Origin of the sequence: Phocaeicola faecicola (assembly GCF_013618865.1) — a bacterium.
GTDB classification, from domain to species: domain Bacteria; phylum Bacteroidota; class Bacteroidia; order Bacteroidales; family Bacteroidaceae; genus Phocaeicola; species Phocaeicola faecicola.
The window spans coordinates 1-11,474 of record NZ_JABSOE010000092.1 but is presented as its reverse complement, the minus strand read 5'-3'; the positions used below and the strand labels follow the sequence as shown (position 1 = coordinate 11,474).

11 protein-coding genes and 1 pseudogene are annotated in these 11,474 nt (G+C 48.9%); 4 read left to right on the top strand and 8 right to left on the bottom strand.

Annotation, left to right across the window (positions count from 1 at the left end):
- Window positions 1–244, top strand: a 244-nt coding sequence (locus tag H3001_RS17615) for a hypothetical protein (protein ID WP_181215639.1), incomplete at its 5' end; no start/stop codon positions are given.
- Between the two features lie 414 nt (window positions 245–658).
- Here H3001_RS17615 and H3001_RS17610 read toward each other — a convergent pair.
- The gene (locus H3001_RS17610; RefSeq protein ID WP_181215638.1) at window positions 659–970 is read right to left on the bottom strand and encodes a hypothetical protein; all 312 of its coding nucleotides are present in this window, start codon (window positions 968–970) and stop codon (window positions 659–661) included.
- Window positions 971–1,056: 86 nt separating this feature from the next.
- Between H3001_RS17610 and H3001_RS17605 the strand changes: the two genes are divergently transcribed.
- The 3 genes from H3001_RS17605 (at window position 1,057) to H3001_RS17595 (ending at window position 2,420) form a co-directional block, all read left to right on the top strand.
- On the top strand, window positions 1,057–1,368 hold the full coding sequence (locus H3001_RS17605; protein WP_181215637.1) for a hypothetical protein: 312 nt from the start codon (window positions 1,057–1,059) through the stop codon (window positions 1,366–1,368).
- Between the two features lie 71 nt (window positions 1,369–1,439).
- Window positions 1,440–1,946 (top strand): conjugal transfer protein TraO, encoded by a 507-nt coding sequence (locus H3001_RS17600; RefSeq protein WP_181215636.1) that lies wholly within the window; start codon window positions 1,440–1,442, stop codon window positions 1,944–1,946.
- 18 nt (window positions 1,947–1,964) lie between these two features.
- A complete protein-coding gene (locus tag H3001_RS17595; RefSeq protein ID WP_181215635.1) occupies window positions 1,965–2,420 on the top strand; it encodes a beta-barrel fold lipoprotein in 456 nt (151 codons plus the stop codon).
- A 265-nt stretch (window positions 2,421–2,685) separates the two neighbouring features.
- Here the strand turns inward: H3001_RS17595 and H3001_RS17590 are convergent, their stop codons facing one another.
- The 7 genes and pseudogenes from H3001_RS17590 to H3001_RS17560 all read right to left on the bottom strand — a co-directional run bounded on the left by H3001_RS17590 (window position 2,686) and on the right by H3001_RS17560 (window position 10,873).
- On the bottom strand, window positions 2,686–4,284 hold the full coding sequence (locus tag H3001_RS17590) for a fimbrillin family protein (RefSeq protein ID WP_181215634.1): 1,599 nt from the start codon (window positions 4,282–4,284) through the stop codon (window positions 2,686–2,688).
- Between the two features lie 75 nt (window positions 4,285–4,359).
- A pseudogene (locus tag H3001_RS17585) lies at window positions 4,360–5,176 on the bottom strand (KilA-N domain-containing protein).
- A 189-nt stretch (window positions 5,177–5,365) separates the two neighbouring features.
- Window positions 5,366–6,229, bottom strand: a complete 864-nt coding sequence (locus H3001_RS17580; protein WP_181215633.1) for a fimbrillin family protein — start codon at window positions 6,227–6,229, stop codon at window positions 5,366–5,368.
- A gap of 40 nt (window positions 6,230–6,269) precedes the next feature.
- Window positions 6,270–7,121, bottom strand: coding sequence for a hypothetical protein (locus tag H3001_RS17575; RefSeq protein WP_246368685.1), 852 nt, complete (start codon window positions 7,119–7,121; stop codon window positions 6,270–6,272).
- A gap of 97 nt (window positions 7,122–7,218) precedes the next feature.
- Window positions 7,219–8,319: a DUF3575 domain-containing protein gene (locus H3001_RS17570; protein WP_181215632.1), complete on the bottom strand. Its 1,101-nt coding sequence runs from the start codon at window positions 8,317–8,319 to the stop codon at window positions 7,219–7,221.
- A 224-nt stretch (window positions 8,320–8,543) separates the two neighbouring features.
- Window positions 8,544–9,626 carry a helix-turn-helix domain-containing protein gene (locus tag H3001_RS17565; RefSeq protein WP_181215640.1) on the bottom strand — a complete coding sequence of 361 codons (1,083 nt, stop codon included), beginning with the start codon at window positions 9,624–9,626 and terminating at the stop codon, window positions 8,544–8,546.
- A 428-nt stretch (window positions 9,627–10,054) separates the two neighbouring features.
- Window positions 10,055–10,873, bottom strand: coding sequence for an alpha/beta hydrolase (locus H3001_RS17560; protein ID WP_178244722.1), 819 nt, complete (start codon window positions 10,871–10,873; stop codon window positions 10,055–10,057).
- Window positions 10,874–11,474: the final 601 nt, after the last annotated feature.

The following is an 11,474-nucleotide window of genomic DNA, read 5'->3' as shown; positions in this document are numbered from 1 at the left end:
TAAAATACCTTGTAAAACAGTGCGTTACGGGATGCATTTTTTTCAAGGAAACCCTGAAGGGAGAAATCCGGTATACATTATTATATATATTATAACAGAGAGAACCGGAAAATGCCAGGAAAAAATATGGAAAACGACCTATGACAGAAAGACAGAATCATCCCAAAGCGATGCGAAAAAGGGAAAAACCGGAGTTTTCAAGGTTCCAAAAGAGCGGAAAAAGAGAAAAATCCCTGCAATATAATGCAGAAATTCATACCCGAACAACAAACCATGACAGTGCACACATCAAAAAATCCTGCAATATAATGCAGGATTCCACATCCAAACCATGTCCGATTACCCCATAAAAATCATCTTCCGGAAAAGAAACACCACAAAAAAGGAAATATTCCTTTATGTTTTTTCCCACGCAAAATGAAAGATCAGGGAAAAGACCGCCACCTTTCCGGGAAACATCGCCAGCTTTTGAAAAAGGACCGCCAGCTTTTCAACCAAATACCTTTATGTGTTAAAAAAACACCTTTATGGATTATTTCTTTTCCCTTCAAGTTCTTCGTTTCAGCATTATCTGAGTTAATTGTCTTTCCATGTTCAGCGTATTGAGCATGGCGGTCATTGCGGTCGACTTCGCTTTTTCCTTTTTCCCGAGCAGTCCTCAGAAACCTGTCCGTTTCCTTCTTTTCGATTCTCCTTGTGAACTTTTCAACACAATGGCTGGCACTTGTCTTGCTGTCTTTTCCTTTATCTCTTCTTGTCCGTAGAGTACCAGCATGATTCTATTCAGCAATTGTTCCTTTTCAGCCAGCAGCTGGCATATGCTGGCTATACGCTCGCTGCGGCAGGTTCTGGACTTGAAGCGGCTGAGCAGGCTGTCCACTTCCAGTCGCTTCTCATGGTACGCCGCCATGTTTTTGTCATTCCAGTCCGGCACGGTCTCACCAATCATGGGTAAATCCACCACCTTCATATATACCTCGTGTACATCCTTGCGGAGACTTCTTATTTTGTAGGTACAAACTCTCTTTTGATTTTGTCCCGACAACGGCAGGAGCTATGAGCCTGAAGATGTCCGTTGCCAGCGAAATGGTGATAAGGGCCGACAGTGTGAGGCTTGATGTTTCTACTCCTGATATGAATGTGGAGTTCCAGAATGTGCCTGATATGGTCAGCCTGTCCGATAATGTGGAGTTTAACCTTTTGCTTGCTACAGACCAGTATGGCGTAAAGGCTTCCGCACGGTTTGTCAAGGGTAAGGGGCAGGTTTATATTTCCGGATATGACGCTACACGTGACGAGGGTGTTGCGCTTGAACACAATAATCTGGTGGTGTTCATGCCTGAGAGTAATAGGCGAGACATTGATTGAGTTTACCGTTTCAAGCCGGTACGGTTTGCCGGTGAGAAAACAGATTACCATACAAGTAAATCCGTAATTCTATGAAAAAGCTGTTTTTTATAAGCTGCCTGCTGTGTCTGACTGCTGTTTGCAGGGCACAGTATATCGGCAGCAACTATCTGAACATGAAAGTTGATTATGTGGTGAACGAAAGCCAGGTACAGGGTACGCTGGGCTATGGCAAAGTCTTTAAAACTTTCAGGGTGGGGGCTAACCTCAATTATCGTAACCTGAACCGTGAACAGGTTCAGGCGAACACCGTAACAGTCGGCCCGGAGTTCGCATACTGGCTCCTGAAGGGGCGCAAGTTCTCCTTACTGGGTGTGGCTTCCGGCACAATCGGCTATCAGCGGGCTAAGACGAAAAGCGAACTGGTTTATCTGGAGCGTAGCCGGGCATTTGTCTATGGCTATGAAGTGGGCATAAGACCTGAAGTCTTGCTGAGCCATAAGGTTGCTCTTTTTGCCGAATACCGGTTTGAGATGTTGTTTAATTCAATCCTTCGCAACAATAACCACATCGGTTTGGGTTGCGTGGTTTATTTATAAACTTAAATATTTATGCTTATGAAAAAGTTATTTTATCGGTTGGCTGTTTGCCTGTGCGTGATTGGTGGTCTTGTGGGTTGTAGCAAAGATGATGAACCCGGTGGCGGTGAGGGGGCTATGTATCAGGTTACTGTTCAGCAGTCAGGCGATTACCGGAGCTATATAAAGTCTGTGGTGGTGGCTGCTAACGGCACAACGGTTGTGAATGAGAATACAGGTGATAAGTTCAAGGGTACGGCGATTCTTGATGATGACGCATTGGCTGTACCATCCGTTACGCTTTCCACTGAAGGCAGTGCGATTGAGTTTGCCGTTTCCGGTGGTGTCGTCGATGGTGACGATGCGGTTGTGAACGAGCCGATGCAGTGGGTGGTTATTGTCCGTAAGAACGGCAAGGAGATAGACCGTAAGACGCTGACTTTTGAAGACGGCAAGCAGATTTCGGCAGATGATTTGAACCTGTACTATAAATAAAAATATGTGTATCGTAAAAGTCCTCTGGAGTACATTGCTTCAGGGGATTTTTTCTTTTTGGGCGTTTCCTTTCAGGTCGGGCTTTCCGTTGCAAGTCCTCGCTGGGCTGTGGGCTTTACCCTGCAATCCCTAACGCTATATGTGCAAATGCACGAAGCCCCCGGCACTGCCGAAGGCTTCTTTTTTCACTTTTCAATAACCGCAGATACAACTGTTATACTTCGGTTATCTTCCGTTACGGGCGGAACTTTTCCCGCCCGACGGTTTACTGTTCCTTCTTCAAGGTAGGCAGGCTGTTGCCGTCTTTGAGTTCGTACTGCCAGCCTTTACCGCTCAGGGCGGCGTTCATGGCATCAACGGCAGTCTGCCAGGTAACGGTTGTGCCGTCTACCTTCGTGGCATCACCGGTACCGTTGCCGATACCATAGCCAGCATAGTTGCTCCAGTAGCAGGCAGTAACGGTGCTGGTGTAGTTGTCTCCAACTACGCCGCCGACAGTACCCTCGCCATATATGGAACCCGAGGCATTGTAGCAGGCAGTTACGATGCCCTTATTGTTTTGTCCTACCACTCCGCCAACAAGATATGAGCCGTTAACAGTGCTTGAGGTATTATAGCAGGCGGTCACGGTACCGAGGTAGTTACTTCCCACTATACCGCCAACATATTCCTTGCCGTTGATGCTACCCGAGGCAGTGCAGGCGGTCACGGTGCCGTTGTTGCTGTATCCCACAACGCCACCTACATACAAGTTTCCGTTTAGATTCACATTCTCCAACGTCAGGTTCTGCACCTTACCGCCGGAGCCGAGGTAGCCAATCAGCCCCACATTGCCTCTTTCCTTTTGGTTGACGGTCAGCCCCGTAATGGTATGGCCGTTGCCGTCGAAGGTACCGGTATATCGGTTCTCATAGTTTCCCATCGGCGTCCATTCCCCAGTGAGAGTGATGTCGCCGGTCAGGGTGATGTTGATTAGGGTCTTTCCGCCGTTGCTGTTCACCAGCTTAGCGAGGTTTCTCAGTCCCTTTTCGTTGTCGACAGTGTAATTGCCTTCGCTCACTTCGGTGTAGCCCGGGTCATAGTTCAGCGTGATGTTGTAGAACTTGCCTGCCACGGGAGTGATGCCGGAGGAGAGTTCGCGCACCTCGTTGCCGTTCGCCTGCAGCTTGGTTATTGTGTAGCTGGGCACCACGTTCGCCTCCCAGCAGTTGATGGTTGCACCGTTTTCGGTATATTCGCACTTCTTCATCTCTATCCAGCCCTCTTGCGAGCCTTGTCCGGCCTTGTCTTTTTCATAAGTACACTGTGTATAGGTATAGAGCTGGAGGGAGGTTACCTCGCCGAGTGCATCGTCCGAAGGCGTGACGCGCACCTTGGCCAGTTGGTGGGTGAAGGTCAGCGTGACGGGTGTCTGGTAGTCTCCCGTGCCCGTGGCGTACAGCAGGTAGGCAAGACTTTGGCTTTGGTCGCTGAGGTCGAGGGTGCCACTCTTTGCGGGGTACCAGGCGGTGACGGTGTGTTTGCCGGTGTCGCTCCAGTACAGGGGTGCTTCGGCTTTGACGGTGTTGTTGTCCTGCACGGCGTAGGTGCCGACCTCTTCCTTTCCGTCTATCTGTACGGCGAACTTGTCGTCCGCGCTGAACTCGCTACCCGTGCCGTCCGCAATCTCGCTGACGCGCGTCTGCGGTGTGCCCCAGGGCTGCGCCTCGCCGCCCTCCACGCCGAGGGTGATGCGGGCTATCTCAAGGGGGTATTGTCCTTCGGGCAGACGGTCACCGTCTGCCAGTTCGTCCTTCGTACAGGCAGCCGTGGCAAGTAGCAGTGCGGCTGCGGCCGGGTAAGTAAAATGTTTCAATAAGTTCATATCGCTTCTAAGTTTTATGTTTCCAATACTACTTACAAGCGTTCCGAACAAAAAAATGATAAGGAAAGAAAATGATTATTTCAACAACTTCCGGTTTGTGTCTTCCAGAATGCGCATCTGCTGTATGGCTATCCGGTTCAGTTTGACAAGCCGTTCGCGCTGGGACAATCCTTCGTTGATGGGCACTGCATTCAGGCTTTCCATGTTTGACAGGCATATCAATTCGTTTACGCCTGCATAGTCACGGATGTTACCTTTCAAGTCTGGATGGGCATCGCGCCATTCAAGTGCCGTCATGCCGAAGAGAGCGACGTTCAGCACGTCTGCCTCGCTGGCATATATGCGGCTTGCCTGCTGCGCCGTCACTTTCGCCGGAATGAGATTTTGCTTGATGGCATCCGTGTGAATATGGTAGTTTATTTTAGAGAGTTCTCGCTTGGCCGACCATCCCAGCAAAGCCTGTTCCTGCTCTTTCAACCTCTGGAACTCCTTGACAAGATACAGCTCGAACTCCACGGAAACCCAGCTGGCAAACTTAAACGCGATGTCGCGCTGTGCATACGTCCCGCCTCCGGCACCGTTTTTCGACAAGATGCCGACAGCCCCGGTCAGGTCCACCCACCTTGAAGGACTCATGGTGAACGCATTGCTGCCCGCTTCCGCCAAAAGGGGGTCGAATTCGACCCCTTTAAACGCGGGGTTGTTTAGTTGCTCCCACAGTCCGAGGTATTCCAGCGTGTTCTTCAGTCGCATCCAGTTCTTCACCACGGTCTTTAGGCTCGGCAGGATTTTTCTGACGGGCGATGTCCGTGATGCAGATATAGTCGATGCCATTATGCTGCAAGGTCCTGATGGTGGTACCTTTCACCTGGAGGGTCGATTTCTTTGCCATAGTATTCTTTTTCTTTTGATTACGCTAACAAAAATAACCCTTTTTCCGGCAATAATCATTTTATTTCCTAACAATCTTTTAAAGAACGCTTGTTTTGTGCTGCCGCCGCCTGCGAAGGCGGCCGTCGCACCATAGGGCCTATGGGCAGCTCCGGCTTGACGCTTGCGCCGGGGCAGCGGTATGTGGGGCTTACAGCGTGATGCTTACATCGTTCGAATTTCCGGGTTCCCACGGGGTAATCTCCGGTTCTTCCACCGTGATGCCCTTGTTGTTGAGCGTTATGTTGTAGGTGTAGGCATAGCCTGCGGAGAACTGATTCGCTTCGGGCTTGGATGGATTCGGCAGTGTGGTTGTATAGTCCAGTCCGTTGAAAGACACTTTAAGGTCAAGAGAGGTGGTCACTCCCTGCGGGAGAATGATGACTTGCGAAGTGGTGGCACCGCCCAGCTGCATGGTAATCGGCGTATTGGAAGTAGCGGTTACAGCAGTCGTTCCGGTAGCCGTGTCGAATGTGCCTTCATGCTTCAGCCCCTCCAACGTGTAGCCGGCAGGTTCCGTTTCGTTGAAAATGAGGCCGTCGCCTGGCTTGAAGGTGAACTTGATGAGACTCATGCAGTGGTGGAACGCATGGTCGCCGGTGAAGCTCACCGTCGGGTTGTGGGTGTCGCCTGTGGCTCCCGAGGCAAAGAGGAAGTCGATGTCCGCGCCCTGCTTGTCGGCTGCGGTGCTGACGGTCACCGTTCCGCCCTCAGCCTGATACGGATAGTAGGCATTGAAGGTATGCGTTTCGGTGTCATTGAAATAGATGGTCGTACCGTCGGTAACGAACTTACCGTTCTCTCTCTTGTAGGGCACGTTGGTGAAGCCTGCGCCGGTGAGGCCGATGCGGTCGCCGTCGGTCCAGTCGGTTCCTTCCGAATTGACGCGGGTAGCGGGCGTAATGTCGGCGATAAACTTGGCGGCTACCGGGCCGTCATTCAGGTTCTCGTTGTCGTTGTTACAAGCGGCAAGTGTCAATGCCAGCGCTGCAAAAGCAAAAAATCTTGTCTTCATTATATTTATAGTCTTTAATTGTTAAATTATATAGTTCCCGTTACATTTCCGCACTGGCATCGCCACCTTCTACCGTTTCCCATCCGGTAATTTCGCCCTTGCCTTCTTCCATGCCGACGGGTGTTTCCAGTGTTCCGGTCACACGGTAGGCGGTGGTCATGTCGCCGTTAAAGTCCGCAAGGGCTTCCGTCAGGTCGACCTCCGTGCGCTGTGTGCGTCCGCCATCGATGAAGACGATGTCCAGCACCATACTTTGCACTGCCCCCATCGTACCCAACAGGCGGGCGTCGGCCGTGAGCTTGCTGCCGTCACGGGTGAAGGAGAAGACCGTGGAGGTCGGTTCGCCGATGGTCTGTCCCTTCTCCATATCAAAAATTCCGGCTATGCCGCTGAGGGTGGCGGTCACGCTCTGTATCAGTTCGGGGCGTCCCTGCATCACTTCCAGTTCCAGTTGCAGGTCACGTACACGCTGCTGCGGAACAGGGTTGACACGCAGCGTGTCGTCGGCTGTTACGGTTATCTCCTGACTGACGGTCTTCAGATAGCCCGGCAGGGGGATTACGGATGCACCGTCCGCACGGCTCTTGCCATCAGGGGCATTGACCCGTGCCATTCGTCCGTCGAAAGTGAAACCTTCCGCACGGTTATAGATTACCATACTGTGTGTTCCCGGATTGAGCAGGTCGGGATTGGTGAATGGCGAACCTGTAATGTCGGCCACCTTCCCGTCCATGTCGAGTACATAGTTATCGTCTGCCGACAGTCCCGTCAGGCTGATGGTGACAGCTCCCTTGTCGGGATGCGGCGTGTCATAGAGCGTGTCCTTCACGCAGGAAGAGAGCAGCACGGCGGCTGCCATTCCCATCATATTTATATATTGTCTTGCTTTCATATTCGATTCCTCTCAGTTAAGATTTTCAATCTTCAATAAACGCTGCGCCTCGGCATAACTGGAACAAGTTCCGTTCTGCTCCCGGCTTGCAGTTTATTTAGAATAACTTCCATACCAATGTCACACCGGCATTGATGGGGCCCCACCAGTCCTTTGCCTCGTTGCCGCGGCGTACTCGCACACCGTCAATGACTTCATATTTCTCATAGTCGGCATTCAGGTAGCCCAAGCCGAGGTTGAAATCAAGATCTAATGCCTTGTTCAGCCGCAGCTGGTAGCCGGCAGTGATGCCGCCACCCATCAGGTCGCCCTGCTTGCCTGTTTCGGAGAACTTATAGTTGAACTGTCCGGCCTTGAACATCGCACCCAGATACCAGGCTTTCTTCTCGCCCATGTAGTAACGCACTTCCGGAGCCACTTCCCAGAGGGCATATCGGCGGTCTTTGTCGCTCCAGCTCCATGAAGTCCACGAGCCGTTTACGGCAATGCCCCACGACGGGCAGATGCGCCATTCAAGTCCTAAATCGGGTGTCAGGGTAGCCCAGCGCAGCAGGTTGGCACGCAGGAAGAGACGATAATCATTTGTGATTTTGGTTTCCGACGGCGTGTCGGCAAGTGTATTTTGTGGAGCGGCTTTCTCTGCCTCTGCCTTTTCAGCGGCAAGTCGGGCTTCTTCCGCTTTGCGCTGCTCTTCGGCAAGCCGTTCCTGTTCGGCACGCTTCTCGGCTTCCAGTCGTTCGGCTTCCGCCTTGCGTCGTGCTTCCGCTTCCGCATCCGTCGCGGCTGTCTCCTTTACCGATACCGTCAGGCGCACGGTGACGAAATCACCTTCAGTTGCATGGTTGCGGGTGATGAAATTCTCCTCTTTTATTTCCGCGCGTGTGATCAGTTCGGATTTCACACGGTTGGCACGGATCTTTGCCGTGGCAAGGTTCTCGGTTTCACTGCCCAGCGAGTTGCAGTAGCCGTCAATCAATAGCGGCAGCTTGCCGTCAAGAATTGTGGCTTTGTTGCTTTCGATACATTCCAACAGGCGGGCAAGCTCTGTGTCATTCCCATTCCAAGGCACGTAAAACATGTCCTTCTGCGGAACGAACCGGAAGGTGTAGGTCGTGTCTGCTTTCTGCTGCGCTATGACAGGAAAAGCTACCGTCATCAGCCACAGAAACAGGGTAAGAAAAGTGATTTTTCTGCTCATATAAACTTGAATTTATTATCTTTGTCTTCCCCAAAGGTAATAAACGACATTTATCGTCCCAAATATTATAATCGCTTTTTCTCTTAGTTTTCAACGTTTTACGAAAATTGTCGAATGAGCACTTTTCAAATTGTCGAATAAGCACTTTTTTGTCGTTTGAGCACTTTTTAGATTGTTATTTGAGCACTTTTTGGAAATTAAATTCTGTGACTTTTTTCATTGACTTATTCCAAATTCGCCTTTCTCCACTTGGCTGGCGTGCACCCTTCCTTCTCGGTAAATGATTTGATAAAGTTACTGCGTGAAAGAAAACCGGAAGACTCAGCCAGTTTCTGCACATTGATTTCCGGATGCTCCTTCAGCATGTTTTTCGCATACTCCAGCCGAAGACCGGTTATCCATTCACGGAATGTCATTTTATACGTAGTCTTGATATAAGCGGAAAGATAGGTACGGTTGGTATGAAGTATTTCGGACAGTTCCTTTATGGTAAGTCCCTGCCGGATATAGCCGTCTGTCTTTATCCAATTGTTAATCTTCTCTGTAATTTCAGTATAGGACACAGGGATTTCCTGCTCCGAGACTGCTTCTGTGTCTGTTTCCGTATCTCTCTGAGGTTCTTCTTCTGATTGTATGTCCTGCTCAAAAGCATTTTCTACCTGTTCATAAAACATCAGATAGTTCTGATAACTGCAGAAAAGATAGATGTAGAACGGGATTGACGACAAAATCCAGATAAAAACATATTCGTCTGGCAGAAATGTCAGCAATCCGCATCCGACACCGAAGATAAGTGCCCAATAGGTAAAAATGGACAGCCATTCTATATATGCTCCTATATCATCTGCATGCGTATCATCGAAAATCCGGACGGCTCTCCGGTACGCAATAATGACCCTGCCGGCCAGGACAAGCCCGTAAACCACCAACCATGCCGCCAAAGCCAGCAATGCGACTTTCTGCACGGCACCACCCGGCAACAGAAATAAGGTGACTCCGGAAAGGAATGAAAAGATGACCCAAAGAATGGTATGTGTCCGCGACCTTTTCCGCGTGATATAGAATCGGTCGAGCAGTGTGATCATTGCCGAACTGAACAGATAATAGCATAAAAAATAAGTGGACAGGTTCATCAATATGGCCGAGTTGACATTTTTGAACCTTATTCCGAAAAAGAAATGTACTGAATAATTGGCGGCAAGCAACAGCAGTGCGAGACCCATTATCCGCCGGGAGCGGAGATAGTTTTCGAAAATTTTCTTCTCTGGTGTCTTGGCAAACAGAAAATAAAAGCCAAAGAATACCATCAGCGGCAATGCAATACAATACAAAGCGAATAACTATATATAGATTCTTCCATAGTTCCACAGATTAATCATCCTTTACTCTTACAAAGGTACAGTTTTTTTCTCTGTAGCTGTGTACTTCAAGTGTCATTTTTATGGCATTTATCCTCGAGAAGAGAGATGGAGGCAATAATATGATATTCAAAAGCAGGCTTTATAAGAAAAATGTCGGGATATAAATCAGAACCGGGGTACAGATGTATCCAAAAATACCGACAAAAGGAAACGGCTATAAATAAAAAAAGGAGTACCGCTGTACTCCAACCTTTGTTAACCTTAAATCTAATACTATGAAAAACACAGTACAAAGGTACGAACTTTATTTGTAACTCCAAATCTTCGGACCAATAAAACGTGTTTTATAACACATTTTAATAGAACTACAGATATTACAACTTCTTAAAGAACTTGGTAAAGAACAACCACTGATAATCGATGGCATTGTTCCAGTAAGTTGAATTATGTGCTCCCGGACGAACGATGAAATCGTGTGCGATTCCCCGACGAAGCAGTTCGTTGTGGAAATTGCGGTTGACCTCCAGGAAAAAGTCATCTGTACCGCAGTCAATGATCAGTCGCAAATCATCGTTTGCAATCCGGTCCAACTGATTTATCACCGCATAATCATCCCATCTTTCAGGATACTGAGTTTTCTCACCCAACTGTTTCTTCATGTCCCAGTTTTCCGGGAACGGACGTATATCCAGCCCTCCGCTCATACTGCCTCCGGCTCCAAAAACATCCTTATGACGGATGGAAAGCCACATACTCCCCTGCCCGCCCATGCTCAACCCGGCAATGGCACGGCCGCTACGGTCGCGGACAGACGGATAATGAGTATCTATATAATTCACCAGCTCTTTCGCCACAAAGGTCTCATACTGGCTCTCCGGACGGACGGGGCTGTCCCAATACCAGCTGTTCTGCCCGTCGGGACAAACTACCATAATACCTTCACGGTCGGCCATATCCGGAAGTTCGGGCTTGATATTCAACCAGGTAGAAGCATTTCCTCCATAGCCGTGAAGCAGGTAGAGCACGGGGCATTTTTCTTTATTTATTGCCCGATCGGGAACAACGACCACCACTTTTACTTCCGTATTCATTTTCATACTTCTTACCATCAGAGTGTCTACACGGGCACCTGATACATCGAGAACAGCCAGGCACAGCATCACAAGCAGGCCTGCACACATACGCATTTTCATAGTTTCTTCTTATCTTTAATATTTAATCATGAGTATAATTGCACCCCAACAACTTAGGATTGGCAACAAAAATACAAAAAACCTCCGAAATAACGCCATGAAATAAACATCATCCTGCAAGCCTTGTCAGCCATACAATAAAAAAAATCAACTCCTGAAAGTACATTTACTTTCAAGAGTTGATAATCTCTCTATCTATAAACAGAATCAAAGAATCAAATACGTCCACAAGGAACACTTGTCCGGACTCTCATCAATATAACCTCGGAAAGAACTTCTGCTCCGTTGCATCTGACCGGAGCAAGGGATATCCCCTGTTGTGAAAAGAAAAAAGGACACAGCCACACTTTCCACTTATTTGCTTTAGTAGGTTCTGGTAAAACCTTATGGCCCAAATAAGAAAAAGTAGTCTGCGCCCTCTGCAGGGTACAAGCGACTTTTCGACTTATTATTCGGGGCTTGAACTAAATTTACCGTAAGTTTCCAATTTTAGGGTGTCCCCTTTTAGACGGGCGCCAGCAGGCACCCGTCTAAAAAAGAGTCCACAAATTTAACGATTATTATTTGCATATTGTCATGGGAAGAAGGTTTTCGTAATCCG